Origin of the sequence: Streptomyces thermocarboxydovorans (genome assembly GCF_039524635.1) — a bacterium.
GTDB classification, from domain to species: domain Bacteria; phylum Actinomycetota; class Actinomycetes; order Streptomycetales; family Streptomycetaceae; genus Streptomyces; species Streptomyces thermocarboxydovorans.
This window is the reverse complement of the sequence record NZ_BAAAGU010000039.1, coordinates 55,413-73,490: the sequence shown is the minus strand read 5'-3', so window position 1 is coordinate 73,490 and position 18,078 is coordinate 55,413. Positions and strand designations below refer to the sequence as shown.

Annotated in this window: 15 protein-coding genes and 1 pseudogene; 9 read left to right on the top strand and 7 right to left on the bottom strand. The window is 73.0% G+C overall.

Annotation, left to right across the window (positions count from 1 at the left end):
• Positions 1-369, top strand: a 369-nt coding sequence (locus ABD198_RS19270; RefSeq protein ID WP_344003208.1) for a DUF1062 domain-containing protein, incomplete at its 5' end; no start/stop codon positions are given.
• A 101-nt stretch (positions 370-470) separates the two neighbouring features.
• Positions 471-1,211: a VOC family protein gene (locus ABD198_RS19265; protein ID WP_344003205.1), complete on the top strand. Its 741-nt coding sequence runs from the start codon at positions 471-473 to the stop codon at positions 1,209-1,211.
• 64 nt (positions 1,212-1,275) lie between these two features.
• On the opposite strand, the gene ABD198_RS19260 is transcribed toward ABD198_RS19265, so the two are convergent.
• Positions 1,276-1,629 (bottom strand): VOC family protein, encoded by a 354-nt coding sequence (locus ABD198_RS19260; protein WP_344003202.1) that lies wholly within the window; start codon positions 1,627-1,629, stop codon positions 1,276-1,278.
• 133 nt (positions 1,630-1,762) lie between these two features.
• Here ABD198_RS19260 and ABD198_RS19255 point away from each other — a divergent pair, with 133 nt between their 5' ends.
• Complete coding sequence (locus tag ABD198_RS19255) at positions 1,763-2,410, top strand: LysE family translocator (RefSeq protein WP_344003199.1); 648 nt, start codon at positions 1,763-1,765, stop codon at positions 2,408-2,410.
• 69 nt (positions 2,411-2,479) lie between these two features.
• On the opposite strand, the gene ABD198_RS19250 is transcribed toward ABD198_RS19255, so the two are convergent.
• Positions 2,480-3,616, bottom strand: a complete 1,137-nt coding sequence (locus ABD198_RS19250; RefSeq protein ID WP_344003196.1) for a winged helix DNA-binding domain-containing protein — start codon at positions 3,614-3,616, stop codon at positions 2,480-2,482.
• A gap of 193 nt (positions 3,617-3,809) precedes the next feature.
• On the opposite strand from ABD198_RS19250, the gene ABD198_RS19245 reads away from it, so the two are divergent.
• Positions 3,810-4,472 carry a hypothetical protein gene (locus ABD198_RS19245; RefSeq protein WP_344003193.1) on the top strand — a complete coding sequence of 221 codons (663 nt, stop codon included), beginning with the start codon at positions 3,810-3,812 and terminating at the stop codon, positions 4,470-4,472.
• 33 nt (positions 4,473-4,505) lie between these two features.
• On the opposite strand, the gene ABD198_RS19240 is transcribed toward ABD198_RS19245, so the two are convergent.
• Positions 4,506-4,640, bottom strand: a complete 135-nt coding sequence (locus tag ABD198_RS19240) for a VOC family protein (RefSeq protein ID WP_344003223.1) — start codon at positions 4,638-4,640, stop codon at positions 4,506-4,508.
• An 89-nt stretch (positions 4,641-4,729) separates the two neighbouring features.
• Between ABD198_RS19240 and ABD198_RS19235 the strand changes: the two genes are divergently transcribed.
• The 3 genes and pseudogenes from ABD198_RS19235 to ABD198_RS19225 form a co-directional block, all read left to right on the top strand.
• A complete protein-coding gene (locus ABD198_RS19235) occupies positions 4,730-5,638 on the top strand; it encodes a polysaccharide pyruvyl transferase family protein (RefSeq protein ID WP_344003190.1) in 909 nt (302 codons plus the stop codon).
• 122 nt (positions 5,639-5,760) lie between these two features.
• Positions 5,761-6,201 (top strand): SRPBCC family protein, encoded by a 441-nt coding sequence (locus ABD198_RS19230; protein WP_344003187.1) that lies wholly within the window; start codon positions 5,761-5,763, stop codon positions 6,199-6,201.
• Positions 6,202-6,299: 98 nt separating this feature from the next.
• Positions 6,300-6,557: pseudogene (locus ABD198_RS19225) on the top strand (cytidine deaminase); the annotation flags it as partial.
• 35 nt (positions 6,558-6,592) lie between these two features.
• On the opposite strand, the gene ABD198_RS19220 reads toward ABD198_RS19225, so the two are convergent.
• A complete protein-coding gene (locus tag ABD198_RS19220; protein ID WP_344003184.1) occupies positions 6,593-10,198 on the bottom strand; it encodes a hypothetical protein in 3,606 nt (1,201 codons plus the stop codon).
• The gene (locus tag ABD198_RS19215) at positions 10,129-11,796 is read right to left on the bottom strand and encodes a hypothetical protein (protein WP_344003181.1); all 1,668 of its coding nucleotides are present in this window, start codon (positions 11,794-11,796) and stop codon (positions 10,129-10,131) included. The genes ABD198_RS19220 and ABD198_RS19215 overlap by 70 nt, the downstream gene beginning before the upstream one ends.
• A gap of 102 nt (positions 11,797-11,898) precedes the next feature.
• Between ABD198_RS19215 and ABD198_RS19210 the strand changes: the two genes are divergently transcribed.
• The gene (locus ABD198_RS19210; protein ID WP_344003178.1) at positions 11,899-13,671 is read left to right on the top strand and encodes a hypothetical protein; all 1,773 of its coding nucleotides are present in this window, start codon (positions 11,899-11,901) and stop codon (positions 13,669-13,671) included.
• 72 nt (positions 13,672-13,743) lie between these two features.
• Here the strand turns inward: ABD198_RS19210 and ABD198_RS19205 are convergent, their stop codons facing one another.
• The gene (locus ABD198_RS19205; RefSeq protein ID WP_344003175.1) at positions 13,744-15,210 is read right to left on the bottom strand and encodes an NCS2 family permease; all 1,467 of its coding nucleotides are present in this window, start codon (positions 15,208-15,210) and stop codon (positions 13,744-13,746) included.
• Positions 15,211-15,477: 267 nt separating this feature from the next.
• Complete coding sequence (locus ABD198_RS19200) at positions 15,478-15,831, bottom strand: hypothetical protein (RefSeq protein WP_344003220.1); 354 nt, start codon at positions 15,829-15,831, stop codon at positions 15,478-15,480.
• Between the two features lie 370 nt (positions 15,832-16,201).
• Between ABD198_RS19200 and ABD198_RS19195 the strand changes: the two genes are divergently transcribed.
• On the top strand, positions 16,202-17,875 hold the full coding sequence (locus ABD198_RS19195; RefSeq protein ID WP_344003172.1) for a PucR family transcriptional regulator: 1,674 nt from the start codon (positions 16,202-16,204) through the stop codon (positions 17,873-17,875).
• Positions 17,876-18,078: the final 203 nt, after the last annotated feature.

Sequence of the window (18,078 nt, the reverse complement as noted above, 5' to 3'; positions counted from 1 at the left end):
CGTGTACTGCACATGGCCGGGGGGTCCGTGCGTCCCGAACTGCTGGACCGGCTGCATGACAACGACGCCGGCCTGGCGGCCGAGCTGCTCCGGGATCCCGTCCTGCGGCGCCGCAACCGCATCGAGCTCGACTGGTCGGGCGCCTGGCGCCTCGACACCGAGGGATCGGACCGCCTGGACCGCGAAGTGGTCGACGTGGCCGTCCGCTTCGCGGCACCGATACCGGTCCGCCCGGCGCGGCTGATCGCCCAGGGCTGCGGCCTGTCCCGGACCAAGGTCGAGCAACTGATCACGGACGGGAAACTGGTCTCGGCGGTCCGGCTGAACGGCAAGCTCTCCGACGACTTCACCTTCACTCTCAAGCACTGACCACTCGTCAGTCAGCAGAGCACCAACCACCGTGCAGGCCGGCACGTGCGGCGCGGCGCAGAGTCGATTCCCGTCTCACGGGGGTGGGTAGCATCGCCGGCATGGCGCTGCGACCCGCTCACGTGATCATCAAGGCACTGGCCCCCGAGGCGATCGGCCGGTTCTGGGCGGAGGCGCTCGACTGGCAGGCCTACAGCCCCGGCGTGACCACCTACGTCGGGCCCGCAGGCGGCCTGGTCTGGCCCCATCCGGAGTTCGTCGGCATCGATGTCGTCCCGGTCCCGCAGGCCAAGACGGCCGAGAAGAACCGTGTGCACCTCGACCTCGCCACGCGCTCCGCGGCCCATCGCGAGGAGCTGGTCGCACGGCTGCGGGCTCTCGGCGCGAAGCCCGCCGACGTGGGGCAGGGCACCGCACCTTGGACGGTGCTCGCCGACCCCGAGGGCAACGAGTTCTGTGTGCTTCAGCCTCAGGAGATCCACCGGGACACCGGACCGATCGACGCAGTCGTGGTCGACTGCGTCGATCCGAGGGCCATGGCCCGGTTCTGGGGCCGGGCGATGGACTGGACCGTGCACGAGGTGACCGACGAGCACGCGGTGCTGCGCTCCGCCAAGGATGTCGGGCCGTACTTCAGATTCCTCCGCACGCCCGGCGTGAAGACCGTGCCGGACCGCGTCCATGTCGACCTGCTTCCGTACCCCGGCGACGACAAGGAAACGGAGGTGGCCCGGCTGCGGGACCTCGGTGCCGCCGACCTCGACGTCGGCCAGGGCGACGTCCCATGGACCTGCCTGACGGACCCCGAGGGTCACGAGTTCTGCGTCCTCGCCCCGTCCTGACGGGCATCCACTCGATCAGCCGCTCTCGCCCCGGACACCCGGACGGCCGTCCGGGGCGGGAGTGTCATCGGCTGCGCCGGCGGAGGATGCAGAACTCGTTGCCTTCAGGGTCCGCCAGCACGACCCACGACTGCTCACCCTGGCCGATGTCGACCCGCCGTGCGCCATGAGCCAGCAGACGGGCCACCTCGGCCTCCTGGTCATCGGGACGGAAGTCGAGATGCAGCCGGCTCTTGGCCTTCTTGGGTTCGGCGAGGCGGACGAACTCCAGCCCCGGCAGGCGGTCCGGTGCCGGGCGGATCTCGAACTCATCGTCGGAGGAGTGGACGACGACCCAGCCGAGTGCCTCAGCCCACCACTTCCCCAAGGCCTGCGGGTCCTGCGCGTGGACGATTACCTGTTCCCATTCCAAGGCCATCCGCCGAGCTTAAGCGTGCCAGGCGTCGATGACCATGAAGCGAGGCGACACCGGCGGGCCGCTGCTCGCAGGCCGAACCGATTCGCTGCAGACCACTGACCTTCACGACCTGACCCGTGTTTCAATCCCAGCCATGGTGTCCCCGGAACGCCTCGCCGCCTTCGCGGCGATGTCCCTGCTGGTGATCGTGATACCCGGGCCGAGCGTGCTGTTCGTGATCGGCCGGGCGCTCGCCCATGGCCGGCGCACCGCGCTGGCGACCGTCGTCGGCAATGTCATCGGCTCCTATCTGCTGGTCGTGGCGGTCGCCCTGGGCGTCGGCTCGGTCGTGGAGCGCTCGGTGACGGTCTATCTGGCGGTGAAGTTCGCCGGGGCCGCGTATCTGGTGTACCTCGGTGTCCAGGCGCTGCGGCACCGGAAGAAGCTCAGGGCCGAGCAGATCACGGCGGCCGGCGGCGGACCGGCGCGCGGGGATCTGCGGACGGTGCTCGACGGGATCCTGGTCGGGGTCACCAACCCGAAGGGCGTGGTGTTCTTCGCCGCCGTGCTGCCGCAGTTCGTCGACCACTCGGCGGGCCGTGTGCCCGCGCAGATGCTGGTGCTGGGCCTGATGCCCATTCTGATCGCCCTGGTCACGGACACCCTCTGGGGGCTGACCGCCTCGGCCGCCCGCGCCTGGTTCGCCCGCTCCGACCGGCGCCTGTCCCTGATCGGCGGCGCGGGCGGCTGCACGATGATCGGCCTCGGGGTGTCGGTGGCGGTCACGGGGCGGGCGGACTGAGGGGCCCGCCCAGCCGTTTCCGCTGACCGCGTTGTCACCGGGGCGCAGCCGTTCCCGTTCGCCCCGTTGTCACCGGGGCGCCGCCTGCTCGCGCACCGTGCCGAAGCGGACGTCGTACGAGACGGCCCCCTGGTAGAGCGTGTCCAGCATCCGCGCGCCCTCCTCGAGGACCTCCGTGCGCTGGGCCTTCGACAGCTCGCGGAACGGCTCGATGACGAGGTCCTGGTCGATGATGCGCCACACGCCGGCGAGGAAGCCGTCGACCAGGAGCGGGCAGTAGAAGGTGTTCGCCTGCCAGGTGCGGCGGTGGTCGGCGGGCGGGATCACCCGGGTGCGGTCGGCGTGGGAGAGCATCAGGTTGTCGAACTCGGGCAGGAAGCGCGGCGGCGCCGGGGTGTCCGGGTCGGGGCGGGGTGCGTCGGGCAGGTCGAACAGCTCGACCCCGTTCTCGTCGCGGAAGGTGAGCAGCCGCGGGCGGAGCCGTTCGAAGACGGGGCGCATCCGGGTCAGCCCCGACCAGGTCTGCATGTCCTTCACCGAGGCCGGCCCGAAGGCGGCCAGGTAGCGCAGGACGACGGTGTCGGGCGAGGCGGCCGGCTCCGTGGGCCGGTTTAGCCAGTGCTCGGCGGTGGTGAGGGCGACCTGGGCGCTGCGGCCCCACATCCCGCGCGGGGTGACCTGGACGAGCGGGAGGGTGCAGCGGACGGCGATGGCGATCGCCTGCGGGTCGGCGTCCGGCCACTCGTCGCCGAGCATCTCCCGCAGCTGCTTCATGGTGCGCGGCTCCTGCTCCACGAAGGCGCGGGCGAGCACGGCCAGCCGCTCCAGGTCGACGCCGGCCAGCCCCTTGCGGAAGATGCCGATCTCCCGTTCCCGCACCGGCTGCACCAGGGGGCGCAGCGCCATGCAGTCGTCCGGCGTGTGCAGATGGATGGTCGAGCGCAGGGTGACGATGCGCACCGCCTCGCGGCGCTCCAGCAGCCCGGACAGCTCCTCGGGCCGGAAGCCCTCCAGGCGGGCCGCGAGCGCGTGGTACGGCGGCTTCACCTCCTGGGCCTGCAGTCCGACGAGATGCTCCACCGCTTGCTTCGCGGACATCGGTGAGCGGGTCAGCAGCAGCTGGCGGGCGAGGGTGGCCCGGTTGAGGGCGCGGGTGCCGAGTACGGGGCCGCCGGCCGGGGTGGCGGTGCGCTTCGTCTGCGTCATGCCGGCACGCTAACGCCCCTTGCGGTCAGGTTCCGTCCGCAATGAGAGCCGTGATGAGAAGTGGAGAGCGTGTGCCCGTTTCCGGCACATCTCGCAACGCCCGTGACATCCGGGGCGCCGCGGGACGCTGACTCTCCAGGGCCCTCGGTGGCGCCCATGATCGGAACGACCTCCCACACGAAGGACCAGCCCTGTGACACGCCCTCCCTCGGCCCACGACCGCCTGCCCGTCTACGAGAGCCTGGTGCGCGAACTCGGCGACGTCCTCACCGAGACCCGAGAGGTCGCCGAGCGCACGCAGCGCGAGGCCCACGAGGCCCTCTCCGGCCACCACCGCCCCCACCAGCCCTTCGCGGGTCACGAGCCCCAGCAGCAGCCCCCCGCCGGTCGCGGTCCCGAGCAGCAGCCCTTCGACGGGCGCGGCCCCCAGGAGCGGCCCTTCGGCCGACGCGGCCCCCAGGAGCGGCCCTTCGCCGGACCCGGTCCGCAGCAGCAGTCCCCCGACGGGCGCGGCCCCCAGGAACAACCCGGCAACGGTCCCCGCCCCTCAGAGCAACCCGGCAATGGTCCCGGCCCTCAGGAACAACCCCGCACCGGTCCCCGTACCCAGCAGCAACCCCCCACTGATCACCGTCCCCAGCAGCAACCCCCTGCCGGCCACCGCCCGCAGCAGCAGCCTCCCGCCGGCCACCGTCCCCAGCAGCCCCTCCCCAGCCGCCGCCCCCAGGGGCAGCCCGGCCCCCAGGGCAGGCCTGGTCCGCAGGGAAGGCCCGGCCCGCAAGGGCAGTCCCGCCCCCAGGAGCAGTCCGGCCCCCGGCAGCAGCCCCGGACCCAGGCCGCCCCTCGGCAGCCCTAGGTTCAGCAGCCCTAGGTTGGGCAACCCCGGGGTTCAGCGGCCCTGGGTGCGGCGCTCCTGCTCGGCTCGGTCCGACTCGCTGCGCAGGACGCAGAACTCGTTCCCCTCGGGGTCGGCGAGGATCACCCAGCCGGAGCCGTCGGGCTTGCGGTGGTCCGCGGACGCCACCACTCCGGTCCTCGCGGTCCGTGGCCCGCGGGACGGTTGCGGCGGGGCGGGTGGGGCACTCGGGGGGCATTGTGCAGGTGAGTGAGCTCATGGGACCGAAGCGGGTCCTGCTGACCGGGTGGTTCAGCTTCCGGGACGGGGAGGCGACCGCCGGGGACGTGCTGGCGCTGCAGCGGGTGGAGGAGGTGCTGCGGGGCGCCGGGATCCCGTACGACGTGGCGTGGAGCCCTGGCTTCCGGCCCGAGGCCCGGCATCTGGACGATGTGCGGCCGCGCGACTACTCGCACCTGGTGTTCGTGTGCGGCCCGCTGGAGGGACCGCAGATCGAGGAGCTGCACCGGCGGTTCGCGCACTGTGTGCGGATCGCGGTGGGGGCCTCGGTGATCGATCCGGGCGCGGAGGCGGTGCGCGGGTTCCACCGGGTGCTGGCGCGCGACGCCCCGGACGTCCAGCCGACGGAGGATCTGGCGGCCCGTGCTCCGGCCGTGCCGGCCCGGCCCGTGGTCGGGGTGATCCTCACCTACGGCGAGGAGGAGTACGGCGAGCAGCGGCGGCACGATCAGGTCGCCCGGAAGGTGACGCGCTGGCTGGCCGGCAAGGACTGTGCCCGGCTGGAGCTGGACACCCGGCTGGACACCCGCGACTGGCATCTGAGCGCGACGCCCGCGCAGGTGCAGTCCGTGCTGGCGCGGCTCGATCTGGTGGTCACCGACCAGTTGCAGGGCCTGGTGCTGGCGCTGCGGGTCGGCACACCGGTCCTGGCGATCGACCCGGTGGCGGGCGGAGCGACGGTGACGGCGCAGGCCCGGGTGTACGGCTGGCCCGCCCTGGTGCCCGCCGAAGAGCTGACGGAACGGCGGCTGGAACGCTGGTGGGACTGGTGTCTGACCTCGGGCCGCGTGGCCGCACGCCAGGCCCGCGACGCCTTCCGCGAGGGCAGGGCGGCCGACGGTGCCGACCGGCTGGTGGAGGCCCTCACGGCCCGCCGGGCAGGGTAGGCGGCCTACGCATGCCCGAGCGACGACGTACCGGAGGCAACCTCTGCGCCGGCGACTGCGCCGACCGGGTGACGGCGACCCGGTCGGACCGCAGGCCGGGGCGGATTCCATAAGATCTTCATGTGGCCGAATTCCAGCTCCAGCGCACCGTGCCGCTCCCCCTCGACGAGGCCTGGCGCCGGCTCACCCGGTGGCACCGGCACGGCGAAGCGGTCTCCCTGACCCGGGTCACCGTCACCACTCCCCCGCCGACCGGCGAGGGCACCCGCATCGTCGCCCGTACGGGGCTCGGCCCGCTCGCCTTCGACGACCCCATGGAGGTGACCCTCTGGCAGCCGCCCGACGGCGACGTCCCCGGCAGGTGCCGCCTGGAGAAGCGCGGACGGGTCGTCAGGGGCTGGGCCGAGCTGGAGGTGCGCCCGGGTCCCGGCGGCCGGGCCCGCGTAGTGTGGCGCGAGCAGATCCGCGTCCGCGGGGTCCCCGGCGTACTGGACCCGGTACTGGCCCGCGCGGGCCGTCAGGTGTTCGGGCGCACGGTGAACCGGCTGCTGCGACAGCCGTGAGCGGGGCCCGCGGCACAACACCCGTACGAAAGCAGAGAGTTGGCCACGCAGCCCCAGTCCCACCCCGTAGACACGAACTCGTCCGGGCCGCGGCGCACATCGCCCGCACCCGCTGCCGGGGCGACAACCACACCATGGCGGCCGCGGCCCGCGCCGCCGACGGGCGGATCATCACCGCCGTGAACGCCTACCACTTCACGGGCGGCCCCTGCGCCGAGCTGGTCCTCATCGGCACGGCGGCCGCCCAGGGCGCCTGCGAGCTCACCACCGTCGTCGCCGTGGGCGACCGCGACCGCGGGGTCGTCCCACCCTGCGGCCGCTGCCGCCAGGTCCTCCTCGACTACTTCCCGTCCCTGTGCCACCGGAAGCGGCAAGATCCGAAAGACAGCCCCTAGGTACCGGATGTGCGACGGCGGCGCCGCTCGGCGACCCATGCCCGGTGCCGGAGGCAGCGTTCCGTCATCTCGGTGAACATGCCTTCCCAGTACTCGCGTTGGTCCTCGTGGCCCGGCAGCCAGACACCCGCCTTCTCGTCATAACCGTCCGGGAGCATCAGCTCCCCTCTGCTGTCGCAGTACGCGGCCATCCCGTACCGAGCGGGGTTCGGTTCCCCCTCCTCGACGCCCACGGCATCGGCCTCCTCGAAGGAGAAATACAGGCGTTGGTGGTCGTGGCCGATGCCGGTGAGGGCGACGAAGACCCGCTCGTCCGGGGTCATGACGCCGTCGCGGGCCGTGCCCTCCCGATCGCCGGGCGCACTGCGGCGGCGGACCGGGGCATCGATGCCGTCCTCTACGCGGACGAGGGCTCCGTCGGGGAGCGCCTTGACGACGGTGGCCTCGATGATCTCGCCGGGTCGGTGCACGGTGGTGAACGCCCGCCAAGGGTCGTCGTGGGCCGCCCGCAGGGACAGCAGCCACAGGCCGGTGCCGCTGTCGCGGCCGACGACGCGGACGCGGAGCATCTCTCCCACCCCGGCGAACTCCGCCGGGTCCTCGACGTGCAGCCACGACAGCTCCCTGCGGAGAATCAGCCCGCGCCGGTTCGGAGCATCCGCCTCTTCCACGAGCACTCCCTGTGGGGAGACCTTCACAGCGCGAACCGTCCACAGCGGCCGGCCCCGGACCGGCACCCGATCGCGCCTCCCCCGGGTGGGAACCTGCTCCGCCTGCTCGCGACGGGTGAGCACCACCAGGCCACGCCTCCGGTCGAGCTCGCCGATCCTCGCCGTCAGCTCCGCCCCGACCACATCACCGAGGCCGGCACCCTGGCCGCAGTCGGCGAGGCCTGCCGGCAGGAAGGCCCGTAAGCCCACATCGACCACGAGGCCTCCTCTGACGGCCTCGATGACGGTTCCGCTCACCTCGCCGCCCGTCCCCTCGAGGTGCGCGAGCCTGTCCCAGGCGCGCTCGGTCCGGGCACGCCGGACGGACATGACGGCACGGCCCTCCGCGTCCCGGCGGCCCAGGGTCATCGCCTCGACGTGCTGGCCCGCCGCCAGTCGGCATGCCCCGCCTCGGAGCGACAGCTCCGAGGCGGGGACGAAACCCGTGCCGTGGTCCAGCGACAGCACCACGCCCTCAGGGCGAAAGGCGGCGACCGCGCCGGGCACGATCTGCCCCGCTGTCGGCGCGGCCCGGCCGACGCCGAGCAGCATCCGCATGCGCGTCGCCGTATGCCCCGGGACGAGCGGCCCGCCGAACGCCCGCGCCGTCCCGCGGGTGGAGAGCCGCTCCACCGCCTCGTCGAACGAGCGATAGGCCCCGGTGTCGGTCGCCCAGCCGTGTGGTGCCTCGGTCAGCGTCATCAGCAACGTGCTGCCGCTGTTCCACGGGGCGTCGCCGCGCGAGGCGATTCTGCGGCAGGTCTGTGAGGAGGCACGCATCAGACGGGTCACCGGATGCCGTTCGCCGAGCCGTCTCTCCGCGCGGCGCGCCTGCTCCGCCAGCTCATCGGCCGTGCGCTCGGCCCGCACGGCCCGCTCGGCCTCGCCGGTGGCCCGGACCGACTCCACCTGGGCGGTGACCAGGTTGGTGAGTGCCGCCACCGATCGGGGGTGTTCGGGGCCGAGTCGCGCGTCGAGGCGTTCGGAGACGGATGCGAGCCGCAGCAGCGCGCGCTCCAGCCGGTCCGCCGAGCGCGTCACCCGGGCGGACTCCACCTGCACGGCCGCGAGGTCGGCCCGTACACCGAGGACTTGAGGGTGGTCGGCGCCGAGCATCGCCGAGAGCCGCTGGGACGCCACCTCCAGCACATGCACGGACGTCGTCAGCGCCTCGAGGTCCTGGGTGCGCAGCGCGGCGGCGATGCGGGCGAGGGCGAAGCCGGCGACCGAGAGGAAGGCGCGCGGGTCGTCCTCCCCCGCCTCTCTCACGAACGTGGTTGCGCGGTGGGCGAGTTGACCCAGGTGCGCATCGACCCCCGCGGCAACCGGTTCGGGCTGCGCCGGAAGGCGGTCTCCGCCCCCGGCCGCACGGTGGCCGTCAAGGACGGCCAGGCGCAGCTCCACGGTGGCGAGGACCTCGTCCGGCTCGGCGCTGCGCTCCGCGTCCAGGGCAGCGAGCCGGGCCCGGGCGACCAGTGAGGCGATCCTGGCCGATCCGGTGTCCCCGAGGGACAGTTCGACGACCGCACGGTTGATCCAGGTGATGGTGCCCAGCAGTCCCGCGGCGTCGGCCGTCACCGTCCGCAGAAGGTGCCGCGCCCGGTGCGGCACGCCGAGAACCATGGCCATCACGGCCAGGGAGTTGTGCAGCTCCAGAGCGTGCGCGGCGCCCTCCGGGGCGCCCTGGACGCGCTCCGCGAGCACGTCGAACAGCCGGTTGGCCTCTTCGCGCAGACCGAGTTCCCACAGGAGCCGGTCCAGACGCACCCCCTGGGCGAGTTCGTCGGCGTCCCAGGCCGGGCCGCCGTCCCCACCGGTCCGTAAGCCGGACACGAACGCGACGAGACTCGGCACATGCGCGAAGCGGAGGCCGCCGGGATCGCGCAGTGCCTCCTCCGCGCACCGTGCCGCTGCGCCGAAGGAGTCAATCACCGTCCTGCTCTCCCCACATGACACGGACGCCTCGTCGCAGACCTCGCTCGCCAGGCGCATGTAGTACGGCTCCAAGTCCCGTGCCAGGTGGGGGACGTCGGCGGCCAGGGCGTCCATCTCACGGGCCACGAACCGGCCCGTCTCGAACACCTCCCGCACCTTGAGCTGCCTCTCCCGCAGGGGACCGGCCGGGTCGGGAGGAGCGGGTGCGGCGGCGGATTCGGGCGCGGACACGGATGCGGACACGGTGTGAGGCGCGGACACGGTGTCGGGGGCGGACATGGTGTCGGAGGCGCGGGCGATGCCGGTTCCGGGTGCTCCGTCGGACGCGGGCGCCGTGGGGAGCCCCTCGGTCAGCAGCCCCATCAGGTAATCGGCCGACAGCTTCTCGAAGAGCTTGAACGCGCTGCTGAGCATGCCGGCGGTCAAGGTGCCCTCACCGGCCCCGCTCAGCCGGCCGGAGGCCTCGGCGTCCAGGAGTATGCCGAAGACGGCCGGTTCGTGCCCTGCCGTCCGCCGCTCGACTGGTCCTCCCGCGTACCCCTCGCAGTCGTCCAGCGGCTGGTCGCCCGCGAGCTGGACGAGACACAGCGGGCGCCCACCCCGCGTGTCCGCGACGACCGCGTCCACCGTGCCGCGCAGGGCGGCCCGGGCGGGGCCGGGACGGTAGGGGGCGTACCACGGGTCGCCCTTGGCGGCGCTGTCGGCCTGCGGCGCCCCGTGGTCGGCTCCGGGGTCCGACAGGACACTGATCAGGGCGAGGCCGACGTCCTGCGCCAGCTCGTACACCATGGCCGACAGCTGCAGTCCCCGCGCGGTGTACACGTCGACCGGGTCCCGCACCTCCAGTCCCGGCACGCAGGCGGCGGAGGTGAGCACATGGGATCCGGTCACGAAGAAGCCGCCACCGAGCAGGGCTCCCTCCCGGGATACGGCCACCCAGTAGTCGTCGTGCGCCATGAAGTACCTCGGGTCCCGCTCGTCGGCAATGCCGCGTCCTCGTACGCAGGCCGGCACCGCCTCATGCACCACGGGTGGACGGGGCCGCGTCGAGCGTACCGGCTGCCGCCCGATCTGTGGCGGCTTGTGCGCGAAAGGTCAGCCCCGGCCCAGCACCCTGCGGGCACCGGCGATGACGGCCGTGGCCAGGACCCAGCCGGAGACGACCAGGAGGAGGGCGACGGCCTTGCTCGGGCCCGTCGGGTCCCAGGCACCGCGGTGGCCGAGGCTCGCGACGGGGATGAGCAGGTCCAGGCTGTAGAGGACGGGGTCCCAGGCGCGTTTGGAGTCGCCGCCGACCGGGCGCGCCGGATGGGTGGCGAACCAGGCGGAGCCCAGGGCCACGAGGGACAGCAGCCACAGCAGGCCCGCCGGGGCGCGTAGCCGTAGCCGAAGAGCACGTCCTGCACCAGGCCCCAGAGCCGGCCGGTGAGGCGGTCGTTGCGGCTGAGGTGGCGCTCCTTGGCGTGCCGTACGGCGCGGGCCGAGCGTTCGTCGCCCCCGCTCTCGTAGGACCTCGCGAGCTGCTCGAAGGCGCGGGCGCCGGCCCGGGGGTCGCGGGTGAGCCAGGCGATGCGGGCACGGAGGTCGACGGGCCGCTCGGTCTCCAGGCGCTGGTAGGTGAAGCCCTCCAGGGAGAGGCCGCCGGGGGCGGGCCAGGTGGCCTCGGAGTCCACCAGGACGTCGACGGCGGCGTCCTGCAGCACCACCTTGCCGGCGGGCGGTTCGCGCAGGTCCAGTCTCAGGCGCGGGACGCGGAGCCGGCCGCACAGCAGGGAGCCGGCGGGCGCGGCCAGGACGGCGTCGTGGAAGGTGACGACCCCGGCGACCTCGGCCGCGCGCAGCAGCACCTGGCCGGTGCTGCGGAAGCCCCAGTCGGCGTAGAAGCCGGAGCAGACGATGCCGGTGGCGTCGATGCCGCCCACGTCGGCGGCGTGCAGGTTGACCGCGTGGGTGACGCGGGCGTCGCGCAGGTAGAGGGCGCCGTTGGCCATCAGGCCGCGGCCGTGGAGCGAGCCCTCCACGGTGAGACGGGGCGCGAGCAGGGACCAGGAGCTGTGGTCGGCGACGGTGAGCCCTTCGACGACGAGGTTGCCCGCGATGTGCGCGTCGGTCAGGCGTACGGCGGCGGTGGCCGAGTCCTCGTACAGGCGGCGCGGTGCGCGTCGCCCGGTGCGGGAGTCGGTCGGGTCGGCCATCGGGCGCGGGTCGCCGGTGCCGTCGCCCACTCTCGTGTCGGCCAGGCGGAGTTCGCCGTCGACGGTGAGGCGGTCGGCTCGCAGGCCGGGGAGGGTGGAGCCGGAGAGGTCCAGCGAGGGGACGGTGAGTCCGGTCAGGTCGACCGGCTCCTCGAACACGCAGTTGACGAGGGAGAGCGCGGTGGCGATGCGGCGGCGGTCCAGACGCAGCGCGCCGGTGACTCGCAACCCCTCGTAACGCTGGGCCGGCTGCCCGTCGTCCGTGCCGCGTTCCGTGATGAGGTCGCGCAGCGTTCCGGCGTCGATCTCGCCGGAGCGGAGCGCACGGCGCGTGCGCCGACTTCCCCCGAGCCGTGCCACGTTGACCCCCCTCTGCCGTCCCAACGGGATGGAATATCACATCCGCGGGCCGGCGCCCGACACAGATCCGGACCATGAAGGCACTCCGGTCATACTGGGACCATGGAACGTTTCCCGTCCCAGTCCCCCCACGTCTTACGGGTCTTCGGCATTCCCGAGGTGGACCGGGCCCTCGCCGACTGGCTGGACGCCAACGAACTCGAGCTGGTGCACCCGGAGCTGCTGGAGACCGGGCAGAGCGGCGGCAAGCTGGTGTCGGCCTTCCTCCGGGAGCTGGACCAGGAGCAGACCGGGGGCATGCGCATCATCAAGCTGGTGGCTCCCTCTCCGGACGCACAGGCCGAACCGCGTAACCACAAGGCCGCGCTGCGCAGCCGCTTCCCGGGCAACGCGGCCTTCGTCGACCGGCACCTGGTCGGACTGGCGGGCAGGCACTGGAGACTGGGCGAGTACTGGGTCATGTTCCAGGAGCCCGCCGGGGACGGGAAGGACCCGACGGTCACGCTCGCCGCGCTCGGCCGCAGCGCACGCCTGCCCGGGCCGGCGGCGCAGATCGTCAAGGGGCTGCTGAGCGGCTGGAATCCCGGGGATCCGGAGATCGACCAGGGCCTGACGGCCGCCGCCTTCGTGCAGGAGCTCCTCGGTGCGCGCTGCAAGGACGACAGCCCGCTGCACACCTGGGTCAGGAGTCACTTCGGTGACGGGGTGCACGACTGCGTCTGGTTCGCGGCGGAGGGCCAAGGCCCCGTGCTGCCCAATCCCCTGGCGCTGGGCGGCGGTTCACCGCTCGTCCGGCTGCCGGTCAAGTTCGCCGCCCGGGGCAGGGGCCATGGTGACCTGCATCCGGGCAACATCATGGTGCCGGTGCGCGACGACGCCCCGGAGGACGACTACTGGCTCATCGACCTGTCCCGGTTCAGCGAGGGTGCGCTGCTGGCGCGTGACCCCGTGCACCTGCTGCTCTGCCTGATCGCCGGCCATTACCTGCCTCATCTGTCCGAGGAGGCCCGCGCCGAGCTGCTGGGCGCGCTCACCGGCACCGGCGCGGAGCCGGAGTCCCGGTGCGACGGGCTGCTGATTCCGCAGGGGCTGGCCGAGCTGGTCGTCCGGGTGCGCACGGAGCTGACCGAGTGGGCCGCCACCCGGCGCGTCACCCAGGCGTGGCGTGCTCAGTGGTTCCTGGCGCTGCAGGCGTGTGCCTTGATGTTCACCGCGCGCGAGCGGTACCCGGACCGCGACCGCTCGTGGTTCTTCCGGCTCGCGGCGCACGCGTGCGGGGCGTACGTGGATCTCGCGGGTGGGGAGCGTCCCGGATCCCCCGAAGTGGTGATCCCGGACGGGCCGGAAGGGAGTGCACTGGAGGAGACCTCCCGCCCCGGTGTCGCGCCCTCCAAGGCCTCGGTGGTCTCGCAGCGGACCGGGCCGGGAGCCGTCGCCGTGTCCCCGCCCGCCGCGACCCCCGATCCCACCGGCGGTGCGGGGGCCGTCGCGGAGGTGCTGAAGGAGATCTGGAGCACTTTCGATCGGCCTGCGCAGCAGGTGTCCAGCCTGGCATTCAGCGATCTCAAGCCGGACGTGGTGCTGTTCGTGCTGCGCAGGGCACACAAGCTCCGGACCGATCTGACCCGGGCCCAGATGGCGGCGCTCATGTGGGCGCCGGGCGGCGAGGGGGGCCTGGGCCGCGTCAGGGATCTGCTGCACGACGTGGCAACGGCGGCGAAGCCGCTGCACCAGTTCCTGGTCAACCCGGTGCTGCGTTCCCAGACGCTGGCAACCCGCCAGAACCCACGGCACCAGGACCTTCTGGCGGATGCGCTCAGAAGCCTGCTGGACGAGGTGGGCGGGGCCATCGCCGCCATCACCCGGGCCTCCTGAGGCCGGCGGTCCGTACCACCGCCGCCGCCTCCCCTGGGCGGCGGCGGTGGGCACGGCGGGCGGGCCGGCCGGTCAGTGGACGCCGAGCCAGCCCTCGATGGGGTTGAGCGCGAAGTAGATCAGGAAGATCGCGGTGAGCCCCCACATGAACGCACCGATCTCCCGCGCCTTGCCCTGGGCGACCTTGATGGCGACGTAGGAGATGACACCCGCGGCCACGCCCGTGGTGATGGTGTAGGTGAACGGCATCAGGACGACCGTGAGGAAGACCGGGATGGCCGTGGCGCGGTCGGCCCAGTCGACGTGCCGGGCGTTCATCATCATCATGGCGCCGATCACCACCAGCGCCGCCGCGGCGACCTCGCCCGGCACGATCGCGGTGAGCGGGGTGAAGAACAGGCAGGCGGCGAAGAAGAGTCCGGTGACCACGGCGGACAGGCCGGTCCGGGCGCCCTCGCCGACGCCGGTCGCCGACTCGATGAAGACGGTCTGGCCGGAGGCGCCCGAGACGCCGCCGATCGCGCCGCCCGCGCCGTCGATGAACAGCGCCTTGGACAGGCCCGGCATGCGGCCCTTGTCGTCGGCGAGCTTGGCCTCGGTGCCGACGCCGATGATCGTGGCCATGGCGTCGAAGAACCCGGCGAGGACCAGGGTGAAGACGATCATGCCGACGGTCATCGCGCCCACCTCGCCCCAGCCGCCGAGCTCGACCTGGCCGAAGATCGAGAAGTCGGGCATGGAGACGGCGCTGCCGTGGAGTTCGGGCGCTCCGCTGGCCCACTGCTTGGGGTTGATGACGCCGGAGGCGTTGAGGGCGACGGCGAGGATGGTGCCGCCGACGATGCCGATCAGGATGGCGCCCGGGACGCCGCGGGCCTGGAGCATGAAGATGGCGAGGAGGGTCACGGCGAACAGCAGCACCGGCCAGCCGGCGAGTTCGCCGCTGGGGCCGAGCACGACGGGGCCGCCGCCGGGGGCCGGGTTCTCGTGCACGAAGCCGGCCTTCACCAGGCCGATCAGGGCGATGAACAGTCCGATGCCCATGGTGATGCCGTGCTTGAGGGCGAGCGGTATCGCGTTCATGATCATCTCGCGCAGGCCGGTGACGACCAGCAGCATGATGACCACGCCGTACATCACGCACATGCCCATGGCCTGCGGCCAGGTCATCTGGGGCGCGACCTGGCCGGCGAGCACTCCGGAGACGGACAGGCCGGCGGCGAGGGCGAGCGGCACCTTGCCGATGAATCCCATCAGCAGGGTGGTGAGGGCGGCGGCGAACGCGGTGGCCGTGATCACCGCGGTCTGTCCGAGGGTGTTGCCCGCGGCGTCCTCGCCGGACAGGATCAGCGGGTTGAGCAGGAGGATGTAGGCCATCGCCATGAAGGTGGTGATGCCGCCGCGCACTTCACGTGCGACCGTCGATCCTCTGTGCGTGATGTGGAAGTACCGGTCGAGCCAGGACCGTCCGGCCGGGACGCGGGTTCCCGCGCCCGCGTCCTCGGCGGTGGTCCTGGGCTCCACGGACTGCTGGGTCATGGTGCCATCTCCCAAGGTTCATAGGGGCACCCGGCGCCGTGCTGTGCCGGGATTTGGGAGGTGCCAGACCCGGGGGACGGCCCGGTACTGCACCTGTGTGTGAGGAACTGTGCGGAACCGGCGCCGGTGACCGTGCGTGCGCGCGGCTTCCGGCGCCGGGGTGCCGGTGCGTCCGTCCGCTGTCCTGGGGGTCTCCCAGGCCGTCCCGGGCCGTCGAGGGTCCAGGAGCGGCGCGGCCGGCCGCATCGGCGGCGGTGTCGAGAGCCTCTACACCGTGCCTGTGAGATGTTCCGGTCGTACCGGAGCCCTGCTCGGCTCCGGGCCCGTGGCGTCGCGGGTGGCGGCGGGGATCGCCGGAGCCGAGGACAGGGTGGGGGCCTCGCCGGCGCCGCGCGGCCCGTACGGGGCGTGGTCGTCGGCGAACTCTCCGGTGACCTCGTGGACGCCGTCGGGGCGGAGGGCGGACCCGCCGATGCCGCCCTTGGCGCCCTTGGTGACCCGGGTGGGTATGCCGGTGGCGGGCATCGCGGACCCGGTACCCTCCGCGATCGGCACCGCGGCAGGGTGCCCGGCCTTGACGGCGGGCGCCTCCTCCCAGCTGGCGGGGCGAAGGAAGTCCATGACCGACTCTCTTGTTGCGTCTCGGGTGGGGCGTGCAGATCGAGCCACTCCGCGTGCGGTGAGGGCCGGCTCGTTCACGTGAAGTTCACTCGGAGTGGACTCAGTACACCGCCGTGTGCCCGCACGGGTCAGTCACGGAAAGCATGAAGGAGTTGGCTGGCCAGACGGGTTATCTTGTAGATTCATATGAACGGAGGCCGCGGTAGCCTCCCACCTTCCCCCGGAAAACTGAGGACACAGTCCAGGAGACGGCCGGCACCTCTGCTCAGCCACCGACGGGCCCTCGCCGAAGCTCCGAAGATCCGAAGATCCGTGGAAGACCCCTCACGCTTCATCGTAGGTATCGAGACAAGGAACGGCGGCGACGAGAATGCGGCTGCGCGCACTGCTGGAGACCGACGCGCTGGGCCTGAAGCTGCTCGGCGGCGAGGAGGAACTGGACCGCACCGTGCGCGGTGTGATGACCACCGACCTCCGCGACCCCAGCCGCTACCTCTCGGGCGGGGAACTGGTGCTCACGGGCCTCGCCTGGCGCCGTGACGCCGCGGACTCCGAGCCGTTCGTCCGCATCCTGGTGCAGTCCGGGGTGGCGGCGCTGGCGGCGGGCGAGGCGGAGCTCAACGAGATCCCGGACGACCTGGTGGTGGCCTGCGCCCGGCACCGGCTGCCGCTGTTCGCGGTGCACGAGTCGGTGGCGTTCGCGACGATCACCGAGCACGTGGTGCGGCAGGTGTCGGGCGAGCGGGCCGGGGACCTGGCGGCCGTGGTGGACCGGCACCGGCGGATGATGACCTCCGGCCCCGCGGGCGGCGGCCCCGACGTCGTGCTCGACCTGCTCCGCTCCGACCTGGACCTGCGCGCCTGGGTGCTGTCGCCGACCGGGCGGCTGATCGCCGGTGCCAAGGAGGGCGGCCCGGCGCTGCCCCCGGAGGTGTGCGCACGGCTGGCGACGGAACAGCTGGCGGCCGCCCGCACCGGGCGGCGCGGACCGCACCGGGTCACCCTCGGGCACACCACGTACAGCCTGTTCCCGGTGCGCAGCACCGGACGCGACCCGCAGCCCGCACGGGACGTGCGCGAGACGCTCCTGTCGGACTGGCTGCTGGCGGTCGAGACGGACGCCGGGGAGTGGGCCGAGGAGCGCCTGGATCTGCTGCACGGGGTCACCCAGCTGATCGCGGTGGAGCGCGACCGCCGGGACGCCGCCCGCACGGTGCGGCGGCGGCTGGCGCAGGAGGTGCTGGAGCTGGTGCAGACGGGCGCGGTACCGGCCGAGATCGCCGCCCGGCTGCGGGTGGCGGCGCCCGTGCTGCTGCCCGGTCTCGGCGCGGCACCTCACTGGCAGGTGGTCGTGGCCCGCGTGGAGTGGGACGGCGCGGAGCTGGAGGGCGGACCGGTCGCCCAGGCGCTGCTGGAGGAGATCCTGGTCGACCCGGCGGCCACCGGGCCCGAGCCCTCCGACCGGATCGCGGTCGCGCACAACGGCGAGGAGGCGATCGCCCTGGTCCCCCTGCCCGCGGTGACCAGCGGGCACGACGGCACGGAGCAGGGCATGCCGGCGGACGCGCTGCTCGAGGCCGTGCAGGGCCCGCTGTCGGCCGGCCTCGACGGCGTCGGCCGGCTCACCCTCGGCGTGAGCGCCGCCGTGCACTCCGCGGACGGGCTGCGCGGAGCGCTGGAGGAGGCGCGGCACGCACGGCGGGTGGCGGCGGCGCGCCCGGGCCGGGTCTGCGCGGCGGGCCACGAGGAACTGGCCTCCCACGTACTGCTGCTGCCCTTCGTGCCGGACGACGTGCGCCGGGCCTTCACCGCCCGGCTGCTGGACCCGCTGCGCGAGTACGACCGGCGTCACCGCGCCGAGCTGATCTCCACGCTGGAGGCGTTCCTGGACTGCGACGGCTCCTGGACCCGGTGCGCCTCACGGCTGCACCTGCATGTCAACACGCTGCGGTACCGGGTGGGCCGGATCGAGCAGCTGACGGGACGTGACCTGTCCCGGCTGGAGGACAAGCTGGACTTCTTCCTGGCGCTGCGGATGAGCTGAGGCGCGGGGCGGTTCCGCCTGCCATGTTTCTGCAGTCCCGCGGCGGCATCCCGCAGGCGGCCCGACGTGTGGTGCACGACCGACGGCTTCACCTGCGTCCGTACGGCGTCGGCGAAGTACGGCTGGGTCTGCAACGGCTGTCTGGACGCGGGGGACATCCCGGTCAGGCCCTGCTGAGGGGGGAGTTCGCGGGGCAGGGGCGG

Coding starts and splice junctions, on each gene's coding strand:
- ABD198_RS19235 (WP_344003190.1), top strand. CDS start 4,730: ATGGGACCGAAGCGGGTCCTGCTGACCGGGTGGTTCAGCTTCCGGGAC.
- ABD198_RS19250 (WP_344003196.1), bottom strand. CDS start 3,616: ATGACGCAGACGAAGCGCACCGCCACCCCGGCCGGCGGCCCCGTACTC.
- ABD198_RS19210 (WP_344003178.1), top strand. CDS start 11,899: ATGGAACGTTTCCCGTCCCAGTCCCCCCACGTCTTACGGGTCTTCGGC.
- ABD198_RS19265 (WP_344003205.1), top strand. CDS start 471: ATGGCGCTGCGACCCGCTCACGTGATCATCAAGGCACTGGCCCCCGAG.
- ABD198_RS19205 (WP_344003175.1), bottom strand. CDS start 15,210: ATGACCCAGCAGTCCGTGGAGCCCAGGACCACCGCCGAGGACGCGGGC.
- ABD198_RS19220 (WP_344003184.1), bottom strand. CDS start 10,198: ATGGCGCACGACGACTACTGGGTGGCCGTATCCCGGGAGGGAGCCCTG.
- ABD198_RS19255 (WP_344003199.1), top strand. CDS start 1,763: ATGGTGTCCCCGGAACGCCTCGCCGCCTTCGCGGCGATGTCCCTGCTG.
- ABD198_RS19200 (WP_344003220.1), bottom strand. CDS start 15,831: ATGGACTTCCTTCGCCCCGCCAGCTGGGAGGAGGCGCCCGCCGTCAAG.
- ABD198_RS19260 (WP_344003202.1), bottom strand. CDS start 1,629: ATGGCCTTGGAATGGGAACAGGTAATCGTCCACGCGCAGGACCCGCAG.
- ABD198_RS19195 (WP_344003172.1), top strand. CDS start 16,202: ATGCGGCTGCGCGCACTGCTGGAGACCGACGCGCTGGGCCTGAAGCTG.